The sequence below is a fragment of the Croceicoccus mobilis genome (genome assembly GCF_001661965.1).
Classification (GTDB): domain Bacteria; phylum Pseudomonadota; class Alphaproteobacteria; order Sphingomonadales; family Sphingomonadaceae; genus Croceicoccus; species Croceicoccus mobilis.
Genome location: NZ_LYWZ01000022.1, coordinates 592,378 through 618,801, shown reverse-complemented (window position 1 = coordinate 618,801; position 26,424 = coordinate 592,378). Strand labels below are relative to the sequence as shown.

Below are 26,424 nucleotides of genomic sequence, written 5' to 3'. Positions count from 1 at the left end.
AAGCCCTGCGCCAAGCGCACTTATCGCCCGTCAAGCAGGCGGTAGCCGGTGCCCCAGATCGTTTCCAGCGCAGGCGAGTTGAACCCGTCCTCAAGCTTCCGACGCAAGCGACCGATATTGACGTCGACGACATTGGTCTGCGGATCGAAGCTCATCTTCCAGACATCGCGCAGCAGCATTTCGCGCGTGACGACATCGCCCGCATTTTCGATCAGATAGCGGAACAGCTCGAATTCCTTCGGGCTTAAAGGCAGGTGCTTGCCCCCGCGAAAGGCGGTGCGTGCCTTTACATGGCATTCGAACGCGCCGTGGATGATCACCGCACTATGCGTCGCGCCCGATGCGCGTCGATGCAGCGCGCGCAGGCGTGCCAGCAGTTCGGCTGCCTCGAACGGTTTCGCCAGATAATCGTCCGCGCCTGCGTCCAGCCCTTCGGCCCGGTCGACCGTGCGGCCCAGCGCAGACAGCATCAGCACCGGCGTTCCGACGCCCGAATCGCGCAATTGCTTCACCACGGTCAGCCCATCGAAATCGGGCAGCATGCGGTCGAGGATGATGACATCGAAATCGCCCACGCCCGCCTGGCGCAGCCCGTCGGAGCCGGTGGCGGACCAGGTGATACGGTCGCCCGTCGCCTTGACCAGCTCTTGCAGGTCGGCGGCGGTGCGCTTGTCATCCTCGATATGCAGGATTTCAAGACCGCTGGCTGACATTCGTTGTATTCCCCCTACGACACGGGTCGATGTGCCACTGCCCCCTTTTTGGCGCAATACGCGGCAAAACCGATCCCGATGTGCCCGCCGACATTACTGCGGGCGCATTCCTAATGGGGCCACATTTGCCGTCAGGGAAATGACACGCGCTGTCATGGATTGGCCCGTCCCGAAATGGGAAGCTTTTTCAGCCCTCTAATCAGCCTGCGTCGATACGCCACAGGATCGCCTCCAGCCGCGCCTTCATCGCCGGATCGCGCGCTTCGGGCGCGGTCATGATCGCGCCGTCCAGAGCGGTGTCGATGGGTGAAGGCGCGCGCTGTGCCGGAAGGGCGGCCAGGAACCTGTCGATCGTGGCGAGCGCCAGCGCGCTATTGGCATGGAGCCGCGCGACGATTTCGGCGACATCGACATCGTGCCCATTGTCGCGCCAGCAGTCGTAATCGGTGACCATGCCCAGCATCGCATAGGGAAGCTCGGCTTCGCGGGCGAGCTTCGCTTCGGGAAGCGCGGTCATGTTCACCCCGTCGCCGCCCCATTGCCGGTACATGTGGCTTTCGGCGCGGGTGGAGAATTGCGGCCCCTCGATGATGACGCAGGTTCCGCCGCGCGCGCAGGTGCCGCCCGCTGCCTCCACCGCATCTGCCGCCATGGCGGCAAGGCGTGGGCATACGGGATCGGCCATCGGCACATGCGCGACCATGCCGGTGCCGAAAAAGCTCGCCTCGCGCCCGCCCGGCCCCGAATGGGTGCGGTCGATGAACTGGTCGAAAGCGACAAAATGCCCCGGCTCCAGCTCTTCACGCAGAGACCCGATGGCCGAAACGGCAAGGATGTCGGTGCAGCCTGCGCGTTTCAGCGCATCGATATTGGCGCGGGCATTGATGTCGCCCGGCGCGATGCGGTGCCCGCGTCCGTGGCGCGGCAGAAAGCGCAATTCGACATCGCCCAAGGAGCCGAACAGGATCTCGTCCGATGGCTCGCCAAAGGGAGAGCTGACCGGCAGCCACTCGCCATGCTCCAGCCCCTTTAGCCGATAGAGCCCCGATCCGCCGATGATTCCGATGGTCCATTTTCCCATGCCCGGCTCGATACGCGCATGTGGCAATGCTGGACAAGAGCGCGTTTCTCGTCTTGAGGGCATGCCATGAGCCGCTGGGATGAGCGATTGGCCGCAAGGCTGGACGAGCTGGATGCAAAGGGGCAGCGCCGTTCCTTGCGCGCCGCCGCGCTGATGCCGCACGGCCGCATGGTGCGGGACGGGCGCGAGGCTCTCGACTTTTCGAGCAATGATTACCTCGGCCTCGCACTGCATCCCATGCTGGGCCAGCGCGCTGCCGATTACGCCACGCTGTATGGCGCGGGATCGGGTGCGTCGCGGCTGGTGACGGGCACGCATGATGCGCATCTGGCGGTAGAGGCGCGGATCGCCGCGCTGAAGGGAACCGAGGCGGCGCTGCTGCTGGCCAGCGGATGGCAGGCGAATGCGGCATTGGTGCCGGCGCTGGTCAAGGCGGTGCCGGGCGCGGCGGTCTTCACCGACCGGCTGGTGCATGCCAGCATTCATCACGGCTGCGCGGCGGCTGGCGTGCGGCAGAAACGATTCCGCCATAACGATCTTGCGCATCTGGGTGAGCTGCTTGCCGCCGAGGCCGACGCCCCGGCGCGCATCGTGCTGACCGAAAGCGTGTTCTCCATGGACGGCGACCGCGCCGATTTGGCGGGGCTGGCCGCGCTGGCCCGCGAACATGACGCGCTGTTGGTGGTGGACGAAGCGCATGCGACCGGCGTGCTGGGGCCGGGCGGCGCGGGGCTGACGCATGGGATCGCGGATGTCGACATCGCCATGGGCACGTTTAGCAAGGCGCTGGGCGGATTTGGCGGCTATCTCGCCTGTTCGCAGGTGATGAAGGACTGGCTGGTCAATGCCTGCGGCGGCTTCATATTCACGACCGCGCCGCCGCCTGCCGTGCTGGGCGCGATCGACGCGGCGCTGGACCTGCTGCCGACTTTGGATGACGCGCGGGCGCATCTGCTTTCGCTGGGCGCGCAATTGCGTGCAGGGCTGGCGGGTCTTCGCATTGATTACGGCGCATCCACCACGCAGATCGTGCCCGCCATCATCGGCGATGAAGAGGATGCGCTGCGCATGTCGGCACAGCTGGAGGCGCGCGGCATGATCGCTGCCGCCATTCGCCCGCCCACCGTGCCCGCAGGGTCGAGCCGTCTGCGCATTGCGCTAAGGGCGGGGCACTCAGCCGAAGATGTCGATGCGCTGCTCTGCGCGCTGGAGGCCTGCCGGTGAAGCTGTTTGCGGTGCATGGCTGGGGCTTTGATGCTGCGGTCTGGGACAGGCTCGCCGATTGCCTGCCCGAATGGGAAGTGCTGCGCGCCGACCGGGGCTATTTCGGGGCGGCGGACTGGCCCGAGGTGGAGGGGCCGTGCATCGCAGTCACGCACAGCTTTGGCGCAATGGCTTTGCTGGCCCATCCGCCTGCCGGGTGTGCCGGGCTGGTCGCGATCAATGGCTTCGACCGCTTTACCGCCGATGGTGAAAGGCCCGGTGTCGCGCCCCGCGTGGTGACGCGCATGATGGCGCGTTTCGGCGCTAACCCGGCGGCAGTGCTAAAGGATTTTCGCAGCCGGATCGGTGTCAGCGATGCTGCCCCCGACCCCCAAAGTGGCCCGCTGTTGGCAGACCTTCGCGCCATGCGCGCCGATGATTGCAGCGCTGCGGTAAAGGGCTGGAAAATATTGGCTATCGACGGAGACGCAGACCCCCTGCTGCCAGCCGACATGCGCGCCGCGCAATTTGCTGCTGCCGCTGCCGAACGGCTCACGATCGGGGGCGCAGGCCACCTGCTGCCGATCACCCATGCCGCCGAATGCGCCGCCCATATCCGCCGCTTTGCCGAGGCCTTGTCATGAGCGCGAAAAGGCAGGCCGAGATCGCCCGAAGCTTTGGCGCGGCCAGCGATTATGCTGCGCAGGCCCGCATGCAGCGCATCGCGGCCGACATGCTGGCGCAGCGGGTCGCGGCCTTGGGGCTGGATGCGCCGCACCTGCTGGAGATTGGCTGCGGCACGGGGTTCCTGACCAGCGCCATGCGCATGCGCGGCATGGGCGGCGAATGGCTTGTCACCGACCTGTCCCCCGCGATGGTGGATCGCTGCCGGGAAACGATGGGCGACGATCCCGCGCTGCATTTTGCCCGCTTCGATGCTGCATCGGGCGATGCACCGTCGGGTGGACCGTTCGACATCGTCACCGCCAGCCTTGCCGTGCAATGGCTCGGCCCGCTGGAGCCGGTGGTGGAGCGCATGCTGGGCTGGTTGAAACCGGGCGGGCATCTGATCTTCAACACGCTTGGCAGCCGCACCTTTGCGGCATGGAACGCGGCGCTGGCACAGGCAGGCGCAAAGCCGGGCACGCTGCCGCTGGAGGATGCCGCCCATATCGCCGCCATCCGGCCCGACCTGCAGGCAGCGGCCACGCACATCGAATTGCTGCAAGAGGACCATGCCGACGCGCGCGCTTTCCTGTCGGCGCTGCGGGGCATCGGCGCGACCGTGCCCGCCCCCGGCCATCGCCCGGTATCAGCTGCCGCACTGCGCGGCGCGATGCGTCAGCTTGACGCGGATGCGCGGGAAGATGGCGTGGTGCGCATTGGCTATGAGCTTGTGACCTGCCATTACACGCGTCCCTTATGACCGACACCAAGCATCCCATCATCATCGTCGCCGGCACCGATACCGATGTCGGCAAGACTGTCTTTGCCGCCGCGCTGACCCATGCGTTGGGGGCCTATTACTGGAAGCCGGTGCAGGCGGGCTTTGACCCGGATGAGACAGGCCGCATGTGCAGCGATGGCGACCGTGCTGCGCGGCTAGGCGCGATCCCGGCAGAGCGGCGCGTGCCAGATGCCTATAGCCTGCAGACGCCCTGCTCCCCGCATCTGGCGGCAGAGATCGACGGGGTAGCAATCGACCCCGATGCGCTGGAATTGCCGCAGGTCGATGGGCCGCTGGTGGTGGAGATGGCGGGCGGGCTGATGGTGCCCCTCAATCGCGAAACAACCTTCCTCGACGTGATCGCCCGCTGGAACGCACCCGTCGTGCTGGTCGCGCGCACGAAACTTGGCACGATCAACCATAGCCTGCTGTCGATAGAGGCGCTGCGCCGCCGCGAGATACCGATCATCGGTATCGCCTTCATGGGCGAGGAAGTCGCCGACAGCGAGCGCACGATCTGCGAAATGGCGGGCGTGAAGCGGCTGGGCCGGATCGACCCGCTCGACCCGTTGACCCATGAATCGCTGGCAGCCGCCTTTGCGAAAACCTTCGATGCTGCAGATTTCGGGGGTGCAGCATGAGCGCTGTATGGCACCCCTTTACCCAGCACGGACTGGGCGAGGACTTTCCGCTGATCACCCGCGGTAAAGGCGCGGAATTATTCACCAAAGACGGCGGCGCGATCATCGACGCGATTTCGTCATGGTGGGTGACGACGCATGGCCACGGCGATCCGCGCATCGCAAAAGCGATTGCCGATCAGGCGCAGCAATTGGACCAGATCATCTTCGCCGGTTTCACCCATCAGCCAGCCGAAGACGTGGCGGCAGGCCTGCGCGCGATCATGCCCGAGAGCCTGACCCGCGTGTTCTTTTCCGATTCCGGTTCGACCAGCGTGGAAGTCGCGCTGAAGATGGCGCTAGGCTTCTGGACGCATAGGGGCGAAAGCCGAAGCCGCATCGTGGTGATGGACAACAGCTATCATGGCGACACCATCGGCGCGATGAGCGTGGGGGCGAGGGGCGTGTTTAACCAGCCTTATGATCCGCTGCTGTTCGACGTGACCTCGATCCCCTTTCCCGAAGGTGATGCCCAGCCCACGTTCGATGCGTTGGAAGCCGCCTGCCGCGATGGCGCCGCGGCCCTGATCGTGGAGCCGCTGGTGCTGGGCGCGGGCGGGATGAAGTTCTATTCGCCGCAGGTGCTGGCCGAAATGCGCGCGATCTGCGCGCGGCACGACACGCTTTTCATCGCGGACGAAGTGATGACCGGCTGGGGCCGCACCGGCACGCTGCTCGCGTGTGAGCAAGCGGGGGTGGTGCCCGACATTCTCTGCCTGTCGAAAGGGCTGACCGGCGGTGCGATCCCCTTGGCCGTCACCATGGCGAGCGAGCCGATCTTCGAGGCGCATCTGTCCACCGACCGGGCGAAGATGTTCTTCCATTCGTCGAGCTATACCGCAAACCCCATCGCCTGCGCCGCCGCCAATGCCAATCTCGCCATATGGCGCGAGGAGCCGGTGCTGGAGCGTGTCGCCACGCTCGCATCGCGGATGAAGGCGAGAGTGGACGCGCTGGGCGAGACGCTCCCGATCCGTAACGCCCGCATTTCGGGCGGGATCGCCGCATTCGAGATGGGTGAGGGCGATGGCTATATGGCTGGCGACGTGCCCGCGATGATGCGTCACTGCCTCGAACGGGGAGTTTTGCTGCGGCCATTGGGCAGCACGATCTATCTGATGCCTCCCTATTGCATAACCGAAGGCCAGCTCGACACCGTGTTCCAGGCCGTCGCAACGATCTGATCGCATGTCCCATCGCTGGACGCTCGCATCAGCCGACTCGCATTACTCCCGAAGATCAGTTGGAAGGGGGCGAGGGCGCACGTAAATTCCATCCTAGGTCGCGCCGGCTGGGAGAGCCGCAAGTCATCCGTGATGTGCGGCCTGCCAGCGAAGTGGATTTCCGGGGGGAATGAAATGCGCGTACTGCTTACAGGGTCGGACGGTTACATCGGGGCAATCGTCGGGCCAGACCTGATCGCCCATGGCTTCGAAGTCGTGGGTATCGATAATCGTTACTATAGCGCGGGCTGGCTTTACCCGTCGTCCGATCCGGTGCCCATGTCCTTTCGTAAGGATATTCGCGAGCTGACGGCGCATGATCTCGCCGGGTTCGATGCGGTGGTGCATCTGGCTGAACTGTCGAACGATCCGCTGGGGCAGCACGATCCGTTCATCACCTACAAGATCAATCACGCCGGATCGGTCAGCCTTGCCAAGGCCGCGCGCGAGGCCGGGATCAGGCGTTTCGTCTATACCTCGTCCTGCTCCGTCTATGGCGCGGCGGATGGTGAGAACGAGTACGTGGACGAGACCACGCCGCCCAATCCGCAGACCGCCTATGCCGAGTGCAAGGTGAAGGTGGAGGAAGACATTGGCGCGATGGCGGGGGATGATTTCGCGCCCTGCTTCCTGCGCAATGCGACCGCATACGGGGCCAGCCCGCGCATGCGTTTCGACATCGTGCTCAACAATCTGTGCGGCCATGCGAAGACATCGGGCAAGATCGTGCTGACCAGCGACGGATCGCCGTGGCGCCCGCTGGTGCATATCCGCGACATCGCGCAAGCCATCCGCATGTCGCTGCAGGCACCAGAGGAGGCGATCCGGGGCCAGATCTTCAACGTCGGCGATACCGATTCGAACTATCGCATCATCGAGGTGGCGCGCATCGTTTCGGAAACCTTCCCCGGTTGTGAGCTGATCGTGGGGCAGTCGGATGGCGACAACCGTTCCTACAAGGTCGGTTTCGACAAGATCGGCAAGGTGCTGCCCGGCTTCCAGTGCCAATGGGACGCGGAAAAAGGCGCGCGCCAGCTGCGCACATTGTTCGACGCGATCCACCTGTCGAAGGAAGATTTCGAGGCCGTGCCCTTCACCCGGTTGAAGAGCCTGCTCTTGAACAAGGAGCGTGAGCTACTCGATTCGGAACTGAGCTGGACGCTGCCTGCTGTTTGACAGGCCCGGCGGTCTAACGGGCTTCAGAGTTGGAGAGGGGGTGGGCGCGTCGCCATGCAATGGTGCGTGCCAGCCCTTCTTCCAGCGGAGTCTTTACCTGCCAGCCGGTCTCGGCATGGGTCTTGGCCATGTCGGCTGCGATCAGCGGTGCCTCGTTCGGGCGGTCTTCCAGCGCGCCGATCTTCAGCCGGTCTTCCGCATCCATCAGCGCGCCGACCTTGCGCGTCAGATCGCGCAGGGCGATGGCCTCGCCGCTGGCGATGTTGAACGCTCCGCCAGCACCCGCATCGCCCAGCGCGACCAGCCCGTTGCCGACATCGTCGCTCAATGAAAAATCGCGCTCGACCAGCCCCTGCGTCGTCTCCGCCGCCTTGCCCGCCAGCAACCTGTCGATGACAGAGGCGACAAGGCGGGAGCGGGCCTCGTGCGGGCCATAGAGGTAGAAGAGCCTCCCCCAAGCAAGCTGCATCCCCAGTGCATCGGCGCGTTTCAGCGCGCGGGTCGCAAGCTCGGCCTTGGCCCGGCCATAGATCGACGTGGGCGCGATCGGGGTGACATCTTCACGGCAGGGCGTTTCGCTGCGGCCATATTCGGCGCAGCTGCCGCAAGCGACGATCTGCTGCCCGCCTTCGGCCCAGAAGCTTTCGAACAGGTCCATGCCTGCATCGGTCCATGCCAGATTGTCCTCGGCATTCCATAATCCGCCGGGCCGGGTGCGGGCCCATGCGGTGTGGATCAGCATGTCGGGCCGGTGCCGCGCCATGGCAAGCCGCGTGGCGGCGGGGTCGAGCAGGTCGAATTTGTCCCATGCGATGCCGTCATCAGCGCCGGTGTCAAAGGGCGTGCCGATCGCCACCACCGGCCTGTGCTGCGCCCTTAAGGCGCGCAGCACGGCGCGGCCGACAAAGCCGCTTGCGCCGGTGACCATGACAACGCCCTTTTGCTGCAATTCATCTACCCCCTAGGATGGCGTTTTACCCCGCATGCTCCGCGCGCGGCGCTTGAAACGATAACCTGCATCGAAGAAAATCGGGCCTGAGGATTCGGGTTATTTCGCTTGGGGGGTAAGCGGTGAAAGTAGTCATTCTGGCAGGTGGTTTCGGTACTCGCATCAGCGAGGAAACGGCTATTCGTCCAAAACCGATGGTCGAGGTCGGCGGCAAGCCGATATTGTGGCATATCATGCGTCACTATGCTCATTACGGGCTCAAGGACTTCGTGATCTGCTGCGGTTACAAGGGTGAGGTGATCAAGGAATATTTCCTGCATTATCGCAGCCTGGCAAGCGATTTCACCATCGACATGGGTTCGGGTGACGTCACCTTTCACGCTCCTCCGGATGAGGACTGGAAGGTCACGCTGATCGATACCGGCCCTGATTCCATGACCGGCGGGCGGGTGCGGCGCGCGCGTCATGCCATCGGTAACGAACCGTTCTGCCTGACCTATGGCGACGGGCTTTCGAATGTGCCGATCGACCGCCTGCTCGACTTCCATCAAAAACAGGGCAAATGGGCCACCGTCACCGCCGTGCGCCAGCCGGGCCGTTTCGGCGCCCTGGGGATGAGCGAGGATGGCCACACCGTCACCGGCTTTCGCGAAAAGGGTGTGCATGACGGCGGCCATATCAATGGCGGCTTTTACGTGTGTCAGCCCGAGGTGATCGACCTGATCGAGGGCGATTCGACCATCTGGGAGCGCGGGCCGATGGAAAAGCTGGTCGAGCTGAATCAGCTGTCATCCTTCCGCCACGACGATTTCTGGCAGTGCATGGACACTTTGCGCGACAAGAGCGTGCTGGAGGAAATGTGGGCCAGCAATGACTGCCCGTGGCGCATTGTCTATGCGTCCTGATTGACGCGGCGATCCGCGGCGGCCTGCCCTCAATCGAAGCGGGCCCACGGATTGCCGCATGCCTCGGACAGTCCGAAGAATTCGATCGGCTCGTCGGATGAGCTGCGCGAGAACATGCTGGATGACAGCATGAAGCGCGTCGCCACGCGCCGGGTAAAGGAATGGAACGCGGCTTTCCCGTCCAGCGCGGCGGCCATGGCGGGAAAGCCCGCGACACTGCTCATCCAGACAAGCGGCTCGACCTTGGCCGAGGCTTCGTGCCCGCTGGCGTGATATTCGCGGCCAAAGGCGCTGGCGGCATCGGGCGCCAGCGGTTCTTCGGCAAGATAGTGACGCACCAGCGCGGCATAGAGCCGTTCCGCGCTGCCGCTCATCGCCAGTCCCCCGGCGCCGCCTGCGACCAGCACCGACATGCCGCCGCCGATCAATGCGCTTCTGCGTGAGATATTGATCATGCCTCCTGCCTCCACATCCGGTCTGCCGCGCGCAGCGACAATGCTGCGGCGCTGAGAGAAGGGTTCGCGCTGCCGGCGGTGGGGAAGATCGACGTTCCCACCACCACCAGATTGCGCGTCGAATGGGCGATGAGATCGCTGTCGATCACCGAGTTTTCGATATTGGTGCCCATGCGGCACGTGCCCTGCATATGGCCCAGGGTCGGCTTGATGACCGGCTTGCCCACCTCTTCCACGGGCAGGGCCGAGACGATACCGGGCAGGGCTTCCATCGCATGGTCGAGCGTGCGCATGGCAAAATCGGACCATGGCTTGAACCGGATGACCGGCCTGTCGCCGCCTTCGTCAAAGACGCCATTGTCGTAATCGAACAGGTCTTCGGCATAGACCTCCACCGGCAGGGTCTGGCGCCATCGGCCCGGCGGATCGAGCCGCAATCCCGGATAAAGGCTGTTGTCGAAGATATAGACCGCCGATCCGCGCGATGCGTCCCGCTCTTCCTGCAGCAGCGACAGGTTGAGCGCGGTGGCGGCGGTGCCCCCATCGAAATGATCCAGCCCGTCGAGCTTTACCTCGATGCGGGCCAGCATCTTCTCTCCGAAATAGCGGCCAAGCCCGTGCCCGCCGATCCCCGATCGCAGCATGATGAAGGGAGACTGCATCGCATTGGCGCCCATCACGCACAGGTCGCATTTCACGGTGTAGTCCCGGCCCGCATTGCTGAACTTCACCGATTTCACCACACCATCGGCGACGTCCAGCATCTCCACCGTGGATTTCAGGCAGATCGAGACGGCGGGATGCGAAAACACCGGCTGCATGCCGTTGAGCGCGGTGAACTTCGCCTCGGTCGGACAGAGATTGCAGGTGGAATTGGAACAGCACCGCCCCCGGCTGCCGACGGCGCGCGAAAGCTTGGCCGTGGGCATCGGATAGTGATGGTGGCCGGGCCGGGCGCGGATCATCTCATCGGCGGTGGTCAGGTGATGGGCCGGCTGCACATATTTCGTGCCGGGGTAGATCGCGTCCAGCTCGTCCGACCCTGCGATCATCATGGTCTGTTCGGCCTGCTGGTAGAACGGCACGAGATCGTCATAGCGGACCGGCCAGTCGGCCCCGACGCCGGTGCGGGTAAAGATATCGAAATCGCGCGGATGCAGCCGCGGCGTCAGGCCCCACCAGCAATTGGTCGACCCGCCAAGCCCGATGGTGAAATCCCATTCCTTGTCATTGCCGGCGCGCGCATAGACATCGGTTTTCTCGATGTCCGAATTCTCTTCAAATGCCAATTGCCAGTCGTGGCGATTATGACGCCCGCGTTCGAGCACCAGCACCCGGTCACCCGGCCTGTGTTCAAGGTATTTTTGCAGGAAGAATACCGCCCCGAAACCGGACCCGACGACGACTACGTCCCAATGTTCTGCCGCAGCATGCTGCGCTTCCACGAACTTCATCAACCGCCCCCTCTGCAGGTCGATGAAGGCCGATTTCCCCTTACTCGGCCTTCGTCATATCATTCCCTCGGGCGGCGATGTCGGAGGTGAAGACGAGAACCCCGTCCTCCGGCTTTTCGCCCGTATCGTATCGTGCGACCGTTTCGGCATCGAGCTGCTCTCCATCGCTGATGCGGCGGAAATCGCGTAGCGCGGTGCCGGTCGATTCGTTGTCGACATTGAGGGCGCCAATGCCCTCCTTCACATGCTGCGCATCCACGATGCGGAAATCGATGCTGAAACGGGTCATCCCCGTCACATTGTCCGACGTCGCATGCAGCTGGTTGGCAGAGAAGATCACCGCCCCGCCGACGGGCAGCACCACCTGCACCGCACCGGGATGGTCGAGCGGGCCGTGGGGCTGCGGAATGCCGCGCTTGTCCTCGCCCTGCTTGTGCTGCGCCGCCTTGGCGCGGCCATGTGCGTTCCAGCGGTAGATGTTGAAATCGGACGAGCTATTGTCGACGCCCGTCTCAACGTAATGCGGATAGAATTCCATCGAGCATTCCCGGCTCATCGGAAAGACCGGCATCCAGAACTGGATCTGCTGCATCGGCGCCGACCACCAGGTATCGCGGTGCGGCGGCTGTTTGTGCCCCACGCCCGATGTCAGATAGCCGTCGGACGACACCACCCGCATGCGCGGCACGTCAAGATAGGTGCGTTCCGGATCGAAGCCCAGCTCCGCCAGATAGAGCTTTTGCAGGCGGCGCGTTTCGGGGTCGTGGATGAAGCGCGGCTTCACGATGGCGGCGCGCTCCACGAATTCGTCGACCGACAATTCGTGCTGCGCGGTGCGCGGATCGTGGGGTGCGAACACTTCCTCGACCATGCGGCGGGCATGTTCGCACAGGGCCAGTCCCGCAGGCGTGGGCGGCAGCAGCGTGATCTGCCCGTCATAGATCGCCCTCTCCTCCGCCTCGATCCCGTTGTTGATACCAACGGTCACGGCCATCGAATGGCGATCGGCAGAGCGTTTGGTGGGCATTTACAGTGTCTCCGTCTTGAGGCGATGGGCAGCGACAGGCAGATATTGCGCTTCGGTTACGGCGCGAAGCAGCATGCCGGCGCCGGTCTTGGCCGCACGGCGCGGTTCGCGATAGCGCCACGCATTGGCGAGAAGATGGCGGCCATTGACCAGCTGCGCGCTTGACGCGTTAAGCTTGTCGCCATGCACGCCCTTTGCGCCATAGATCAGCATCTTGCGCGGGATGTCGCTGTATGAATTGATCAGCGCATCCATTTCCGTCTTGGGCGTCACGCCGCCATCGGCAAAGGCCTTGTATACCACGCCGGTGGCATGCGGGCGCGTATGCAGCATCACGATTTCATCGATGATCGCCGATTTATAGCACGGATCGGGCATGGTCACCGTCCAGATCCGGTCCATGCCCCAGCCCGATTGCACCTTTGCCATGCGCGGCATGAAGCTGCGCAGGTAATCGGTGTGGATCGCGGCGGCCATGCATTCCACGAAATTCGAATAGCGCAGCTTCGTGTGGGGGCAGTGAAGCAGGATCGAATAGCAGAAATAGCTGTCGTGATGGAGCGAGGGCTGGGCGACGCGCAGACCCTCCTCCTTGCAGATGTCGAAATAACGGTTCAGCGCGCCTTTTTCGAAAAGCACGTCGTCATCCATGAAGGCGATATAGCGATAATCGTCCATCACCTGCGGGTTCGCGGCGAGATAGCGATAGATGCTGTCCCACTTCGTACCCTTGTCGACAGAGAGTGGCAGGTCGCTGCCCTCTGCGATCGACGGATCGTCTTCCCATGTGCTGATCTGCAGGTCCCAGTTGCGATATTCATCCGCATCGAACCACTGCCGGTGCAGCGAGCTTTTCCCCGCACGGACAAAGACCAGATTTTCCCTCTTTGCGCTCATCCAAATTCCCCCCGGAATGTCTGAGTGGTGCAACCCAAAAGCGATATTCTATAATCTATCCAGAGCTTTACGCGCGGCATGCTCGCCACTGGTGAAGGCCTGGTCGGTCCAGATGTAACCCCAGTCGCCGAAGCGCCCGCAGTACCCCACACCGATCTCGTCGAGATATTCGTGAATCAACTTAACCGCTGCCGGGCGGTCGTGATCGAAGATGATGTTCGCGAAGGGCGCGACGATGGTGCTGGTGTGGATCACCTGGTCGCGCCCGTCGATCAGCCCGGATTCGAGAAGACCCGCGATCACCGGCTCGATATAGGTCTCGGGCGCCTGCGTCCTCGGCTTGTATTTCGGGCTGAAATAGACCTCTGCCTGCAATGCGCTGCACCCCTTGGGCGCGACATTGGGTGAGAAATTCGACGGGTAGGAGAGGCGCGTGAACGCGATCTCGTCGTCGTAGAAATAGGTCCAGTGCGCGTCGCGGACATGCGGCTTGGTCACGCCAACATTGACCAGCACGACTTCGGTGCAGGCAAGCTTCGATGCCGCCAGCTTTACGTCGTCGGGCGCGCCGTCGATCAGCGGGATCAGCTTGGGCAGCGGCGCCGAAGAGATCACCGCATCATAGCCGACCACGCGGCCATCAGACATGCGCAGCGTTTTTGCCTTGGGATCGATGCCGATAATCTCGGAATTGATCGCGACATTCGACCGCGCGCGGAAACCGTTCAGATAGCTGACGAAACCGCCATGCGTCGGATAGCGGAAATGATCGACGTAATGCACCTTGGGCGGCATCGGGTTCAGCGCGCCGGTCAGCATCTCACGCAGGGAAGGGCGATAGAGCCGCGGGCCGAGCCAGTCCGTCGTCAGGTTCTTCGCCTCGGTCGTGTGATATTTGCGCGTGTACTGGCCGGGAAAGGTTTTCGCGAAAGTCTTACCGAAAGCCGCCAGCAGCCATTGTTCGTAATCGGTGATCTTCGTTTCATCCACCGGCTCACGCGAAGCGGCGACGAAATCGTCGATGCAGTCGACGATCAGATCGGTCGGCAGGCCATTGAGATTGGTCTGGGCCGGATGGGTGATCCAGTGCCCCTTCCAATAATTGTCGACGCTGGCGCGCAGCTTTTCATATGTGCCACCGATCGAATCGGCGAACAGTTCCTGCAGCCGCTCATCCATGGTGAAGGAGATGTGCGGCCCTTCGTCGAACAGGAAACCGTCGTCATAGGCATGGGTCGAGGTATGACCGCCGTGGACGGGCCGTTTTTCATAGATGGTGACATCGGCGCTTTCCCCCGAAAGCGCGTGCGCCGCCCCGAAACCGGCGAAACCGGCCCCGATGATGGCGATATTCGGCTGGACCCCCACGCGTTACCTCAATCCTCGATTTTCGCCAGCGGCACCGGGGTCACGAACTTGCCGCCCCAGTCACGCACCGCACTCATTTGCTCCATGATCTCGTCCTTGAGATTCCAGGGCAGGATAAGCACGTAATCGGGCTTGGTGTTGAGGATCTCGGAAGGGTCCAGAATCGGGACGTGCACGCCGGGCAGCAGGCAGCCCTTTTTCGAGGGCGCCCGGTCGACGGTGTAATCGAGGAAATCGGCCCCGATCCCGCAATAATTCAGCAAAGTCACACCCTTGGCCGGAGCGCCATAACCGACGATGGTCTTCCCCTCGCGCTTCAGCTTGAGGCACATTTCCATCAGCGCCAGCTTCGTTTCCTGCACATCGGCGCGCCAGGCCTCGTAAACTTCGCGCCTGTCGAGGCCATATTCGGCTTCTTCGCCGCGCATCGCGTCCAAGGAGGCCTCGTCCGCTCGGCTCGATTCGGCGCGGCAGACGTAAAAGCGGACCGAGCCGCCATGGGTGGGCAGATTATCGACCGCAAAAACGCGCAGGCCCGCTGCGGCAAACAGCTTTTCCGCTGCCAGCAGCGAGAGATAGCTGAAATGCTCGTGATAGATCGTGTCGAACTGGCGGCCTTGCATCAGGCGCAAAAGATGCTGCACCTCGAATGTGGCGACGCCTTCGGGGTTCAGGATCGCCGCGATGCCGCGCACGAAATCATTGATGTCGGGCACATGGGCGAGGACATTGTTCGCGGTGACGAGGTCGGCCGTCCAGCCGCTCTTGGCCAGAGCCTGCCCGTAATTCTCGGTCATGAACTCGACCACGACCTCGATGCCCAGATCGCGCGCCTTTTGCGCGGGACCGGCGGTCGGCTCGACGCCAAGGCAGGGGATGCCCGCCTCCTTAACATATTGAAGCAGATAGCCATCGTTGCACGCAACCTCGACCACGCGGCTATCGGCATCCAGATCGAAACGTTCGATCATGTGGTCGACATAGGCTTTCGCATGGGCGAGCCACGTCGAGGAGTGCGAGGAGAAATAGGTGTAGTCGGCGCGGAAGATCGCATCGGCGGGCAGCACGTCGGCGGCCTGCGCCAGCCAGCAGGTGCCGCAAACGCTGACCTTCAGCGGGTATAGCGTTTCGGGCTGGCCCACCATGTCGGGCGTGATCAGGTCATTGGCGACAGGCGAATAGCCAAGATCGGCCAGCACGATGTCGAGCGGTTCGCCGCAATGGCGGCAGCACGGCTTTGCGGCCAAGTCGCCCTCCTCGCCGCCGGTCAGTTCGATCGCATTCTTGCCGGACCATTCGACATTCATGTCCAATTCCCCCTTTTCGCCCGTGGCCCACTTTCGCTCGCAATTGCGGGCGCCACATGGGCCTGGGCGCAATTCTTACCCCCGGTGCAAGGTGGAGATGGGCGCCGCCTGTTTGCGTCGATGCTTTCGCCACACGAACAAGTGCGCGGCGTCAGACGCTGACGAGCTACCAAATCCCCCTGGTCACCCCATGCGCAGCAGGCAATTCCCGCACTCTGCCGCGCATCTGCATTGGACGCTCTGGGGGGGATTCCCGCAAGGCGTTAATAGGTAGATAACCCTAAGGTAGCGGCCCGTGAGGGTGCTTCGGGATTCTGTCTAGAGATCCAGGATCTTGGTGGGATGCGCCCGCCCGCGGATCATGTCGGCAAAGGCCAGCAGATTGCCGCGAAGCCGTCCGCGCCGGTCGATCGTGGGTTCCGGCTTGATCGAGTGGGCGAGATTGGCCGCGACATTGCGCGCCATCAGTTCCCAGCCGTGATAGGACCCGATCGTCCCCTTCTTGCGAAGATAGACAATATTGGCGACCTGCGAATAGCCGAGGCGAAAGCCCGAGGTGCGCCCGCCGCGCGTACCCATGTGCACGCCGGTCATCTGTGCCGTGCGAATCATCGACCCGCGCCGCGCCAGCTGTTCGGAAAAATCGACATCTTCCTGCCAGCCATAAAGCGGCAGGTTCTCGTCGAAGGTCAGCCCCTCGCACGCGCTCATGCGGAAGGCCATGTTGCAGCCATACAGCCAGCTGGTCGGCTCATCCGCCTTGTCCGGGCGGAAATCGGGGGCATCCAGCATCGCGGCCGATTCTTCGAAAGTCAGCCCGCCGGTCTGCGCGCCATCGGCGACCAGCCAGCCGGTGAGGCCCACCAGCTTCGGATCGGCGGTGAACATCTTTTCCATCTTTTCGATGATGTCGTCGGAAACGACGAAGTCATCGTCGAAGAACACCACCACGTCGGCCTTGTCGCGCAGATGCGACAGCGCGACATTGCGCTGGCAGCACAGGCCCTTTTTATGGCTGATCACGGCGAGCGGCGGATGGGGCAGCTTGTCGAGACCCACGATGTCTTCCGGAGCCGCGCCCACCACGATGATGCCATCGGGCTTGCGCGTCTGGCGGTCGAAACGCTCGACCACCTGGCTCATGATCTTGGGCCGGCCGGTCGTGGCAATGGCGACGTGGATGCGCATCTGTGGGGGCTGCTCCGCAGTTCTCGATTAAAAAGGTGGTTCGCGGAGAATCCGCACCGCCAAGCCCCAAGATGCACAATCGCCTCGCTTTTCGCCATGCTTATAAGGGTTGAGGCCCCAAAGGGGTATCGCGATCCATCCCTTGGGCGCGGTGCAGCCGAAGGGGTGACGGAATCGGTTAATCCGGCGCGGCGTCATGTGCGCATGCCGCGACAAGCCGTGCGCTCTAGCCGTGGGGATTAATCCAGAGTGCCGCCGGGATAATGCGCAAAGTTAACCCGCAAAGCCTCAGGCACTGATATAAGCCAGCCCATTATCGGATCAGATTCAAGATTTCTCGAAAGGCAGGTTGCATGGCTCCGTTCCCCGTTCTGGTGACAGGTGGCGCAGGATATATCGGGAGCCACGCCGTGTTGGCGCTGGTCGATCGCGGCTGGCCGGTGGTGGTGCTTGACGATCTGTCGACCGGCTTTCGCTGGGCCGTGCCCGATGGCGTCCCGTTCTATGAGGGCGATGTCGTCGACACCGATCTGGTCAAGCGGATCTTCGAAGAGCAAAAGATCGGTGCCATCATGCATTTCGCCGGATCGATCATCGTGCCCGAATCGGTCGAAAACCCGCTGAAGTATTACGACAATAACACGGGCAAGAGCCGCACGCTGATCCAGGCGGCGGTCGAATCGGGTATCCCGCACTTCATCTTCAGCTCCACCGCCAGCGTCTATGGCGAGGCGGAGGCGAAGCCCTTGTCGGAAGACGAACCGCTGGCCCCGTTCAATCCCTATGCCATGTCAAAGGCCATGACCGAGCGCGTGCTGGCCGACACCGCCAAGGCGCATGACATGAACTATTGCGTGCTGCGTTACTTCAACGTGGCGGGCGCGGACCCCGAGGCGCGCAGTGGCCAGTCCGGCGTGGGCTCGACCCATCTCATCAAGGTCGCGCTGGAAGCGGCTTTGGGCAAACGCAGCGAAGTGGCCGTGTTCGGGCAGGATTATGCCACCCGCGACGGCACCGGCATCCGCGACTATATCCATGTCAGCGATCTTGCCGCCGCCCATGTCCATGCGCTGGAGGCCCTGATCGCTCAGCCTGCGCGCAATCTCACCATGAACGTGGGCTATGCGAAGGGTTTTTCGGTGCTGGAAGTGCTGGACGCGGTCGACAAGGTCGTCGGAAAGCCGGTCCCGCGCCGCATGGAAGGCCGCCGCGCGGGCGATGTCTCGGCGCTGCTGGCCGATAATTCGAAGCTGCTCGCCACTACGCCATGGCAGCCGCAGTTCGACAATCTGGAGCAGATCATTACCGATGCCCTGCGTTGGGAGACCAAGCTGCAGGCGATCCGGGAATCGGAAAGCCAGACCGAAAACGCCTGATTCGCGTCGTTCCGGCAAACTCCGGGTGCAATCCCGGCTTGACTCGAATCCCTGTGGCCCCTAACGGGCCAGCCTTGAATTTCGCCCGCCCGCGCCCATTTGATGGCGCAGCAGGCGGGGCATGATACTGACATCGGAACATTGACATGAAGATTCGCAACAGCCTCAAGTCGCTGAAGAACCGTCATCGCGACAACCGCGTGATCCGCCGTCGCGGCCGCACCTATGTGATCAACAAGACCGTTCGCAAGTTCAAAGCCCGCCAGGGCTGAGGCTGCACCGCGGTTCCGCCCGGGGGCGGGCTGCGAACGGCCGTCTTCTGCGCTTCCGGTCCTCACGATCCATAGATCGCCCAGATTTCTTTGGGTTTTGGGGTCCGGTTCTCGAAGCCAGCCATTCTCGCTCCACCCCGACCAGAACCGCGCCGCACCCTCCCGCCGACACTTTCGGCGCGTTTGAATCTGATGACCCAGCAACCCGTCCGCAACGTCACCTTTGACGTCGGGCGGGTTCTGTTTTGCTGGGACATGCGTATTCTGTTCGAGCGACTCGTCGACGATCCGGCAGAGCTGGAATTCGTCCTGACCCATGTCGTCACCGAGGAGTGGCACTACCAGCATGACGCGGGCCGCGCGCTGGATGACATGGTCGCCGAGCGCAAGATCCTCTTCCCGCAGCACGGCGCGGTGATCGATGCCTACGCCACCCGCTTCCTCGAAACGATTCCCGGGCCGGTGCCCGGTTCGATCCCTATCGTGGAAGAGCTGGACGCGAGCGGCATGCCTTTGTTCGCGATCACCAATTTCGCCGATCTGTTCTGGAAACAGTTCCGCCCGACCCAGCCCGTTTTCGACCGGTTCCGCGACATCGTCGTGTCCGGCACCGAAAAACTGGCGAAACCGGGCGAGGAAATCTTCGACCTTGCCGCCAGCCGATTCGGCGTGGACCCGGCCGAAACGCTGTTCATCGACGATAATGCCGCCAATATCGCCACGGCCCGGCGGCTGGGCTGGCAGGTGCATCACTTCACCGATGCCGCCACGCTTCGTTCCGACCTGTCGGAGCGGGGATTGGTCGCGGCCTGATCTTCCCTGTCGGTCCGCGCCGCGCTAGACGAACACCGCGATGACCCGCTTTACCGTCAATGACCGCCCGGTCCATTTCCTGATGGACCCGGAAACGCCGCTCCTTTGGGCGCTGCGCGATGCGGCCAATCTGACCGGAACCAAATATGGCTGCGGCAATGGCGATTGCGGGTCCTGCACCGTCATTATCGATGGTGAGGCGATCCGGTCATGCCTTGTATCGCTTGCCGATGTCGAAGGCCGCTTCGTCACCACGATCGAGGCGATCTCCCCCGACCGTTCGCATCCCGTGCAGCAGGCGCTGGTTGCCGAAGGCGCGATCCAGTGCGGCTTTTGCACGCCCGGCGTTGTCATGGCGGGCGCGGCCCTGCTGGCGAAGAATCCCCGCGCGGGGCGCGAACAGATATCCGAAGCGGTGAAGAACCTGTGCCCCTGCGGCGCGGGCCCGCGCATCATTCGCGCCATCGAACGCGCAGGCCGTGCCATGCGCCGACGCGAAACCATACAGAGCCTGCCCGCATCCGGCATCGACCCGGCCACTGCGGCGCAGGACGTTCCGGCCATCAGCGCCGACACCCCCCAGACACCAGCGGAGAGCGAAGAATGAAGGCCACCATCTGGCACAACCCGAAATGCGGCACGTCGCGAAAGACGCTCGCCATCCTGGAGGAAACGCCGGGTGTCGAGGTCGAAGTGGTCGAATATCTGAAGAACCCGCCCAGCGCGGCCAAGCTGGCGCAGCTTTACAAGGATGCCGGTATCACCCCGCAGGCGGGCCTGCGCATGCGCGGCACCGATGCGGCCGAACGCGGCTTGCCGGATGCGGATGACGCCACCGTGCTGGCCGCGATGGAGGCCGAGCCCATCCTGATCGAACGCCCGCTGGTCGAGACCGACAAGGGCGCGCGCCTGTGCCGTCCGCAGGAAAAGGTGCAGGAAATCCTGTAATGCATCTGCAATCCCGGCCTGCCATCGCCTGTGGCGAAAATGGCCGGTGAAACTTGCAATGCAGCCGAAGGTTTGCCACCCCGGCGCGCAGTCAATTCAAGCGGCCTCGCGAGGACACGAAGATTTCATGAGTGGTACCGAACTGGCGCGCAAATCCGCCGTCACGCGCGCAAAGCGCCGGCTGGAAGACAAGCTTGGCCCGTGGGCCGTCTTCTTCAAGGGTTTCGTGCAGCACCCGGTGATGGTCGGCTCGATCATCCCGTCCTCGCGCTTTACCATCAATCGCATGCTCTCGCGCACTGACTGGGACCGCTGTAAGCTGTTCGTCGAATATGGTCCGGGCGTCGGCACGTTCTGCCAGCCTGTGCTTGACCGCCTGCGCCCCGATGGCGCGCTGATCGTGATCGACACCAACCCGCTCTATATCGATTACCTGAACCGCACGATCCACGATCCGCGCTTTACCGCGGTTCTGGGCAGCGCCGCCGATGTCGAGACGATCATCAAGGACCATGGCCACGATGGGGCGGATTACATCCTGTCGGGCCTGCCGTTCTCGACTCTGCCCGATGGCATTGGTCCCGCGATCGTGGATGGTACGCACAAGGTGCTGCGCCCGGGCGGCGCGTTCCTGGTCTATCAATTCTCGGCCGCGGCACGCGATTTCATGGCGAAGAAGTTCGAGCGCATCGATTCCGATTTCGAACCGCTGAACATCCTGCCGTGCAAGCTGTTCTGGGGCCACAAGGACTGACCCCGGCGGCGCAAGGCGATCAGCCTTTCGGCTTCAATTGCGCCCATGCCGCCGTCAGCACGGCAGTCGAGATCAGCGAGAAGATCGCGGCGATCAGGCTGCCCATCACCGCCGATACGATCTTGCCCGCCAGCTGCCCGCCCAGCACGATGGCGATGGCCGCCGGAATGCTGGTCGCGACCAGATAGATCACCGTATTGGCCAGCAGCAGCAGCAGGAAGAACCCCAGCAGCCGCCCGGCATTGCCCCGGCTCATCTGCCAGCTTTTCATGATCGCCTCGAACGGGTTTCTCAGCCCCTCTCCAGCCAGCACGGGCGCGATCAGCAATGTGCGCGCATAGATCCACGCGGCAAAGACCAGCGCGCCGATCAGCCCGACGCCCGCCAGCGCCTGCCCGCCCAGCGAAAAGGGCACCATGATCAGCAGCATGCCCAGCCCGACGCCTGCCACCACGACCAGCTGCGCCGCGATCAGCGAGGGGAGCGCCTTGAGCCCGCGCTGAAGCGCTTCGCCCACCGTGGGGCGGTCACGCCCTGTAATCAGCACGATCATCGCCAGCATGCCCATGCCGATCGCGATCAGCCCGATCAGCCAGACCGGCCACCAGCTGGACAGTATGGCAAGGATCGCCTCGGCCTGCGCGTCCTCTTCCAGACCGGCGGGCGGTTCGGGAATCAGGAAGGCGATGACCAGTTGCGGCAGCAGGAAAAACAGGCCCGCGATAACGGTCAAAAGCTCGCGATTGGCCTTGATGATGGCGACCGCGCTGGTCCAGGCGGCGCCCGCGTCGAAACGCGGCATTCCGGGCGGCGGGGAAGAGGGCTTTACGGGGGGAACGCTCATGCCTCTTGATTGGCATGACGTTTCGTTCCACGCAACGCGCATGGCGAGCCAGACACAGAATTCACCATCCATCCCCGCCGGTATCGAATGGCGCGTGAGCGGCGCTCAGGTCCCTTATCGCGAGGCGCTGGCGGAAATGCAGGAGCGCAATGGCGCGATTCATAAAGGTGAGGCGAAGGAGCTGATCTGGCTGCTCGAACATCCGCCCGTCTATACCGCGGGCACTAGCGCGAAGGATGCCGACCTCCTCGACCCGCGGTTCGACGTGGTGGAAGCCGGGCGCGGCGGGCAGTTCACCTATCACGGGCCGGGGCAGCGGATCGGCTATGTCCTGCTTGACCTGTCACAGCGCGCGCGCGACGTGCGCGGTTTTGTCCATGCGCTGGAAGGCTGGGTGATCGACGCGCTTGCCGATTTCGGGATCGAGTGCTGGCGGGCCGAGGGGCGCGTCGGCATCTGGACGCGCGACATCGACGGGGGCGAAGCGAAAATCGGCGCCATCGGGGTGCGCGTGCGGCGCTGGGTCACCATGCACGGCTTTTCGGTCAATATCGCGCCCGATATTTCCCATTTCACCGGCATCGTGCCCTGCGGCATCAGCGAATATGGCGTGACCAGCATGGAACGGCTGGGCAAACCCGCGACCATGGCCGAATTCGACGAGGCGCTGCTGCGCCATGCACCATCTTTCCTTGCCGCGCTGGACCGCGCCTGCCCCAGGGACTAGCCATCAAGCCATGCGAATCACCGGAAAATCCCTGCTCGTCACCTCCATCCTTGCGTTGTCCCTGTCCGCCTGCGGCGACACGGCAGAGCGAGCCGAGAACGACACCCGCGAAGCCGAGGGCGAAGTGCTGGAAGGATCGATCAGCGACGAGATGATCCCGCTGGATCAGCTCCGTTCCGAAGGCGATATGGAAGAGCCGGAAGCTGCCGAGGGTGAGGCTGGCGCCGCTCCCGCAGCCGACGAACCGGCCGCGCAGGCAGAGCCCGACGCAGCCGTGCCCGGCGAGGGCTAGGACCCGGTCGGACCACGCCGCCATGCATGATGCGTTGAGCGGCACGCCTCGCAGGCGTTTCGCCATTGGCCCGATGGCGATGCTGATCGCGGGCAATGCCGCGCTGGCGCTTGGCCCGTGGCTTGTCCGCATTGCCGATACAGGGCCCGTCGCCGCGGGTTTCTGGCGGCTGGCGCTGGCCTTTCCCGTCATCCTCGTTCTTGCGCTTCGCGAAGAGCGGGCGGGGTTTGCGCATATCGGGCGCGCAGGGATCGCGCTGATGGTGCTGGCCGGGCTGTTCTTCGCCGCCGATCTTGCCAGCTGGCACATCGGGATAGAGCGCACTCGCATGGGCAATGCCGCGCTCTTCGGCAATTCGGGCAGCGTTATCCTGATGGTCTGGGGCCTGTTCGTCGCATGGCGCAGGCCGCATCATTTCGAATTGCTTGCCATAACCGCTGCGATCGGCGGGGCGCTGATCCTTTTGGATGGCTCACTGGCCATTTCCCGGCAGAACCTGATCGGCGATCTGTTCAGCCTGGCCGCAGGCATCTTCTATGCGGGCTATCTCCTCGCGCTGCGATCCGTGCGGCCGCATCTGGGACCATGGCAATTGCTGGCGGTCACCGGGATCACCGGCGCGCCGGTCCTGCTTGTGATCGCCCTGATGCTGGGCGAACGGATCCTGCCGCATGAATGGAGCGCCCTGTTCCTGCTAGCCCTGTCGAGCCAGATGGTGGGGCAGGGGCTGCTGATCCGCGCATTGGGCTGGTTCAGCCCGCTGGTGATCGGCGTCTCGCTGCTGACCGAGCCGGCGGTCGCAGCGCTGATCGGTCATGTTTTCTTTGACGAAGTGCTGTCAGCGATGGACATGCTGGGCATGGCGATGGTCGCATCGGCGCTGGTGCTGGCGCGGCTTTCAGAAACCGCGCCGGGGCGCAAAAGGATTTAAGCGAGCGCCTTTTTCCACTCCGCGTGGCGGCGGCGCACATCCTCGATGTTGGGGCCGGTCAGCTCCTCCTCCGCCTGTTGCAGCAGGCGGTCGCCTTCGCGCATCAGCACTGTGCGACGGCCCGGATCGGTAACGGCGAGATAACAGTTCTCCAGCGCATCATACATCGACATCGCGGCCTTACGGCTGGTCGCGACGGCAGAGCGGGCGGAACCGAAGCCGGCTGCGACATAATCGGCGAAATCATGGGTGATCGGAACGACATCGCGCTCGTCGCGATCGACGGCCTCGTCATTGGCGGATTCGCGCAGGATACGCGTGCCCAGTTCCGCCGTGGCCGCGCCAATCCAATGCAGCGCGGTGACAGCGGTGAAGGGATCGTTGATCCCCGGCGACAGGGCGCGCAGCGCGATCTCGACCAGCTCGTCCAGCAGGAAGCGCAAATCCTGCGTCGGAGTCCTGAGGCCTGAAAGGACGAAGCAGTCGCGTACTCTCTTGCCAATCTCATCGGGGTCGTCCGCGCCGATGATCCGCAGCAGCGGGCGCGGCGGGTGGACAAAATCGCCGGCCTCGACCTCCATCACGATGCGGACGTCTTTTTCCTCTGCGATCTCCTCCAGCCCGTCGAAATCGATGATCTCGATATAGCCTGCACGCTCCACATTCACCGGCTCTCCGCCCGACGTATCGGGCTGTTCGCCATCGCAGCCTTCATGCGGAAAGCGGCGCTGGACCTGTTTGATCAGGCGCTTGCCAATGTCTTCGAGCACGGTGTTGATGCGGATGGAATCGGGAACATGGTTGAGGAAATAGACCAGCATCCCGATCGCGCCGAGCATCATGGCCGTGGCGACCAGCAGAGACAGCTGCGGCGTGAACCCCGGTGCCGAATCCGATGCACCCAGAATGACCGGGGCCTCATCCTCTCGCCGCACGACACGCAGCACCATCACCGTGTAGACGAAGGTGCTGATAAAAGTGGCCAGAGCGAGCTGGTTACCCTTGTCCTCCATGAAATTGGTAAGGAGGCGCGGGCCATAGGTCCCGCTGGCGTATGACACCGCGACGATCGTGATGGAAAAGACCGTGGCCGCGACCCCGATGGTGGAGCCTGCGATGACCTGCAGCATGTCGCTTGCCCCGCCGGGCCGTGCAGGCACCAGCCATGACACATGGCTGAGCACATCGGTCATCGGCCCCCGGTCCAGCGCGATCGTCCCCAAAGCGAGGAAAAAGGCAAGGATCGAGAACAGCGCCGGATAGAACCAATAGCTGGCGTTAATCCGGCCCCACAAGGACAGAAGACGGGCGGTCATGCCCGACAAAACGCATCAGCGCGCGATTGGTGCCGTTTAGCGGCCCTGTTCGGATCCCGCCTCGAAAATACCGGTTTCGCGAAGGCCCGTGCTGTCGGCGCGGGCGCGATACATGCCCGGCGTGTTGAAGGCGAAGGCGGTAGTCCCATCGGGCGCGGCGACGATCACGCCGCCGGTGCCGCCCAGATCGCCGACCTCGCCGATAACATGGGCGGCGGCGGTCGGCGCGTCCTCGCCTGCAAAGCGCATGCGGGCGCAGATCTGATGCGCGACGCCCAGCCGGATGAAATATTCGCCCGCGCCAGTCGCCGATACCGCGCAGGCCCGGTCGTCGGCATAGGTGCCTGCTCCGATAATGGGGGAATCGCCGATCCGGTCCCAGCGCTTGCCGGTCAGCCCGCCGGTGGAGGTGGCGGCGGCGACATGGCCGTCTGAATCCACCGCGACAGCGCCGACGGTGCCATATTTGAGATCTGCGTCGAACCATTCCTCGCCCGCGGCGAGGCGGCTCATGAACTCCTCCCACTGGCGGTGGCGTTCGGGGGTGGAGAAATAGGAGGGGTCGACCTGTTCCAGCTCCTGCTCCCGCGCGAACTGGTTGGCCCCGTCGTTCGAGAGCAGCACATGCGGGCTGTTTTCCATCACCGCGCGGGCGACCAGGACGGGATTCTTCGTGGAGGTGATGCCGGTGACTGCGCCTGCGGCCCGCGTCGTGCCGTCCATGATCGCGGCATCCAGCTCGTTCGTGCCGTCGAAGGTGAAGACCGCGCCGCGCCCGGCGTTGAAATGGGGATCGTCCTCCAGCACCATGACGGCGGCTTCCACCGCATCCATCGCGGTTCCGCCCGCTTCCAGCACCTTCGTGCCCGCCTCCAGCGCAGCGTCGAGCGCGGCGTGATAGGAGGCCTGCCCTTCCTCGTTCAGCCGTTCGCGGGTGAGGGTGCCTGCGCCGCCATGGATGGCGATCGACCAGCGGGGGGATTGGGTCATGTCATTGTCCTGTGCCTGAGTAGGCGCGGCCCCTAACGCCAATGCGATGCCGATGATAGCTCTTGCGAATCTTGTCATCGCCGACTCC

At 63.6% G+C, this 26,424-nt stretch carries 29 protein-coding genes; 16 read left to right on the top strand and 13 right to left on the bottom strand.

Features of this window, described 5'->3' with window-relative positions:
• Positions 1-20: 20 nt before the first annotated feature.
• Both A9D13_RS10515 and A9D13_RS10510 read right to left on the bottom strand, forming a co-directional pair.
• Positions 21-713 carry a response regulator transcription factor gene (locus A9D13_RS10515; RefSeq protein WP_066773152.1) on the bottom strand — a complete coding sequence of 231 codons (693 nt, stop codon included), beginning with the start codon at positions 711-713 and terminating at the stop codon, positions 21-23.
• Between the two features lie 199 nt (positions 714-912).
• Complete coding sequence (locus tag A9D13_RS10510; protein WP_066773150.1) at positions 913-1,794, bottom strand: phosphorylase family protein; 882 nt, start codon at positions 1,792-1,794, stop codon at positions 913-915.
• 66 nt (positions 1,795-1,860) lie between these two features.
• On the opposite strand from A9D13_RS10510, the gene A9D13_RS10505 reads away from it, so the two are divergent.
• The 6 genes from A9D13_RS10505 (at position 1,861) to A9D13_RS10480 (ending at position 7,523) form a co-directional block, all read left to right on the top strand.
• Positions 1,861-3,018, top strand: coding sequence for an aminotransferase class I/II-fold pyridoxal phosphate-dependent enzyme (locus A9D13_RS10505; RefSeq protein WP_066773148.1), 1,158 nt, complete (start codon positions 1,861-1,863; stop codon positions 3,016-3,018).
• Positions 3,015-3,641: an alpha/beta fold hydrolase gene (locus A9D13_RS10500; protein ID WP_066773146.1), complete on the top strand. Its 627-nt coding sequence runs from the start codon at positions 3,015-3,017 to the stop codon at positions 3,639-3,641. Before A9D13_RS10505 ends, A9D13_RS10500 begins: the two co-directional genes overlap by 4 nt.
• The gene (locus tag A9D13_RS10495; protein ID WP_066773144.1) at positions 3,638-4,423 is read left to right on the top strand and encodes a methyltransferase; all 786 of its coding nucleotides are present in this window, start codon (positions 3,638-3,640) and stop codon (positions 4,421-4,423) included. Before A9D13_RS10500 ends, A9D13_RS10495 begins: the two co-directional genes overlap by 4 nt.
• Positions 4,420-5,085 carry a dethiobiotin synthase gene (gene bioD, locus A9D13_RS10490; protein ID WP_066773142.1) on the top strand — a complete coding sequence of 222 codons (666 nt, stop codon included), beginning with the start codon at positions 4,420-4,422 and terminating at the stop codon, positions 5,083-5,085. Before A9D13_RS10495 ends, bioD begins: the two co-directional genes overlap by 4 nt.
• The gene (locus A9D13_RS10485; protein WP_066773140.1) at positions 5,082-6,308 is read left to right on the top strand and encodes an adenosylmethionine--8-amino-7-oxononanoate transaminase; all 1,227 of its coding nucleotides are present in this window, start codon (positions 5,082-5,084) and stop codon (positions 6,306-6,308) included. The genes bioD and A9D13_RS10485 overlap by 4 nt, the downstream gene beginning before the upstream one ends.
• 174 nt (positions 6,309-6,482) lie before the next feature.
• Positions 6,483-7,523 carry an NAD-dependent epimerase/dehydratase family protein gene (locus A9D13_RS10480; RefSeq protein WP_066773138.1) on the top strand — a complete coding sequence of 347 codons (1,041 nt, stop codon included), beginning with the start codon at positions 6,483-6,485 and terminating at the stop codon, positions 7,521-7,523.
• A 13-nt stretch (positions 7,524-7,536) separates the two neighbouring features.
• Here A9D13_RS10480 and A9D13_RS10475 read toward each other — a convergent pair whose 3' ends face one another.
• Positions 7,537-8,451, bottom strand: coding sequence for an NAD-dependent epimerase/dehydratase family protein (locus A9D13_RS10475; protein WP_066773136.1), 915 nt, complete (start codon positions 8,449-8,451; stop codon positions 7,537-7,539).
• Between the two features lie 143 nt (positions 8,452-8,594).
• Here A9D13_RS10475 and rfbF point away from each other — a divergent pair, with 143 nt between their 5' ends.
• Complete coding sequence (gene rfbF / locus A9D13_RS10470) at positions 8,595-9,377, top strand: glucose-1-phosphate cytidylyltransferase (protein WP_066773134.1); 783 nt, start codon at positions 8,595-8,597, stop codon at positions 9,375-9,377.
• Positions 9,378-9,406: 29 nt separating this feature from the next.
• Here rfbF and A9D13_RS10465 read toward each other — a convergent pair whose 3' ends face one another.
• The 7 genes from A9D13_RS10465 to A9D13_RS10435 all read right to left on the bottom strand — a co-directional run bounded on the left by A9D13_RS10465 (position 9,407) and on the right by A9D13_RS10435 (position 17,073).
• Positions 9,407-9,832 carry a hypothetical protein gene (locus tag A9D13_RS10465; RefSeq protein ID WP_156522001.1) on the bottom strand — a complete coding sequence of 142 codons (426 nt, stop codon included), beginning with the start codon at positions 9,830-9,832 and terminating at the stop codon, positions 9,407-9,409.
• Positions 9,829-11,286, bottom strand: coding sequence for a GMC oxidoreductase (locus A9D13_RS10460; RefSeq protein WP_066773125.1), 1,458 nt, complete (start codon positions 11,284-11,286; stop codon positions 9,829-9,831). Before A9D13_RS10460 ends, A9D13_RS10465 begins: the two co-directional genes overlap by 4 nt.
• A gap of 40 nt (positions 11,287-11,326) precedes the next feature.
• Complete coding sequence (locus A9D13_RS10455; protein ID WP_216635498.1) at positions 11,327-12,313, bottom strand: phytanoyl-CoA dioxygenase family protein; 987 nt, start codon at positions 12,311-12,313, stop codon at positions 11,327-11,329.
• The gene (locus A9D13_RS10450; protein ID WP_066773123.1) at positions 12,314-13,210 is read right to left on the bottom strand and encodes a DUF707 domain-containing protein; all 897 of its coding nucleotides are present in this window, start codon (positions 13,208-13,210) and stop codon (positions 12,314-12,316) included.
• Between the two features lie 48 nt (positions 13,211-13,258).
• The gene (locus A9D13_RS10445) at positions 13,259-14,578 is read right to left on the bottom strand and encodes a protoporphyrinogen/coproporphyrinogen oxidase (RefSeq protein ID WP_066773120.1); all 1,320 of its coding nucleotides are present in this window, start codon (positions 14,576-14,578) and stop codon (positions 13,259-13,261) included.
• An 8-nt stretch (positions 14,579-14,586) separates the two neighbouring features.
• A complete protein-coding gene (locus A9D13_RS10440) occupies positions 14,587-15,885 on the bottom strand; it encodes a class I SAM-dependent methyltransferase (RefSeq protein ID WP_082922271.1) in 1,299 nt (432 codons plus the stop codon).
• Positions 15,886-16,203: 318 nt separating this feature from the next.
• Complete coding sequence (locus tag A9D13_RS10435) at positions 16,204-17,073, bottom strand: glycosyltransferase family 2 protein (protein WP_066773118.1); 870 nt, start codon at positions 17,071-17,073, stop codon at positions 16,204-16,206.
• 353 nt (positions 17,074-17,426) lie between these two features.
• On the opposite strand from A9D13_RS10435, the gene galE reads away from it, so the two are divergent.
• The 6 genes from galE (at position 17,427) to A9D13_RS10405 (ending at position 21,236) form a co-directional block, all read left to right on the top strand.
• On the top strand, positions 17,427-18,449 hold the full coding sequence (gene galE / locus A9D13_RS10430) for a UDP-glucose 4-epimerase GalE (protein WP_066773116.1): 1,023 nt from the start codon (positions 17,427-17,429) through the stop codon (positions 18,447-18,449).
• Between the two features lie 146 nt (positions 18,450-18,595).
• On the top strand, positions 18,596-18,721 hold the full coding sequence (gene ykgO, locus A9D13_RS10425) for a type B 50S ribosomal protein L36 (RefSeq protein WP_066773114.1): 126 nt from the start codon (positions 18,596-18,598) through the stop codon (positions 18,719-18,721).
• A gap of 192 nt (positions 18,722-18,913) precedes the next feature.
• On the top strand, positions 18,914-19,534 hold the full coding sequence (locus A9D13_RS10420; protein ID WP_066774012.1) for an HAD family hydrolase: 621 nt from the start codon (positions 18,914-18,916) through the stop codon (positions 19,532-19,534).
• A 40-nt stretch (positions 19,535-19,574) separates the two neighbouring features.
• Positions 19,575-20,141 carry a (2Fe-2S)-binding protein gene (locus A9D13_RS10415; RefSeq protein ID WP_066773112.1) on the top strand — a complete coding sequence of 189 codons (567 nt, stop codon included), beginning with the start codon at positions 19,575-19,577 and terminating at the stop codon, positions 20,139-20,141.
• The gene (gene arsC / locus A9D13_RS10410; protein WP_066773110.1) at positions 20,138-20,482 is read left to right on the top strand and encodes an arsenate reductase (glutaredoxin); all 345 of its coding nucleotides are present in this window, start codon (positions 20,138-20,140) and stop codon (positions 20,480-20,482) included. The genes A9D13_RS10415 and arsC overlap by 4 nt, the downstream gene beginning before the upstream one ends.
• A 127-nt stretch (positions 20,483-20,609) precedes the next feature.
• Positions 20,610-21,236 carry a class I SAM-dependent methyltransferase gene (locus A9D13_RS10405; protein WP_066773108.1) on the top strand — a complete coding sequence of 209 codons (627 nt, stop codon included), beginning with the start codon at positions 20,610-20,612 and terminating at the stop codon, positions 21,234-21,236.
• 19 nt (positions 21,237-21,255) lie between these two features.
• Here the strand turns inward: A9D13_RS10405 and A9D13_RS10400 are convergent, their stop codons facing one another.
• Complete coding sequence (locus A9D13_RS10400; RefSeq protein WP_156522000.1) at positions 21,256-22,080, bottom strand: hypothetical protein; 825 nt, start codon at positions 22,078-22,080, stop codon at positions 21,256-21,258.
• A gap of 40 nt (positions 22,081-22,120) precedes the next feature.
• Between A9D13_RS10400 and lipB the strand changes: the two genes are divergently transcribed.
• Genes lipB through A9D13_RS10385 form a run of 3 tightly spaced genes read left to right on the top strand, consistent with a single transcriptional unit; the run spans position 22,121 to position 24,030 of the window.
• Positions 22,121-22,807 carry a lipoyl(octanoyl) transferase LipB gene (gene lipB / locus A9D13_RS10395; RefSeq protein WP_066774006.1) on the top strand — a complete coding sequence of 229 codons (687 nt, stop codon included), beginning with the start codon at positions 22,121-22,123 and terminating at the stop codon, positions 22,805-22,807.
• Positions 22,808-22,817: 10 nt separating this feature from the next.
• Positions 22,818-23,099, top strand: coding sequence for a hypothetical protein (locus A9D13_RS10390; RefSeq protein ID WP_066773104.1), 282 nt, complete (start codon positions 22,818-22,820; stop codon positions 23,097-23,099).
• Between the two features lie 34 nt (positions 23,100-23,133).
• Complete coding sequence (locus A9D13_RS10385) at positions 23,134-24,030, top strand: DMT family transporter (protein WP_229665233.1); 897 nt, start codon at positions 23,134-23,136, stop codon at positions 24,028-24,030.
• Here the strand turns inward: A9D13_RS10385 and A9D13_RS10380 are convergent.
• Both A9D13_RS10380 and A9D13_RS10375 read right to left on the bottom strand, forming a co-directional pair.
• The gene (locus A9D13_RS10380) at positions 24,027-25,346 is read right to left on the bottom strand and encodes a DUF2254 domain-containing protein (RefSeq protein ID WP_066773100.1); all 1,320 of its coding nucleotides are present in this window, start codon (positions 25,344-25,346) and stop codon (positions 24,027-24,029) included. The genes A9D13_RS10385 and A9D13_RS10380 overlap by 4 nt on opposite strands.
• A gap of 36 nt (positions 25,347-25,382) precedes the next feature.
• Positions 25,383-26,336: an isoaspartyl peptidase/L-asparaginase family protein gene (locus A9D13_RS10375; RefSeq protein ID WP_066773098.1), complete on the bottom strand. Its 954-nt coding sequence runs from the start codon at positions 26,334-26,336 to the stop codon at positions 25,383-25,385.
• Positions 26,337-26,424: the final 88 nt, after the last annotated feature.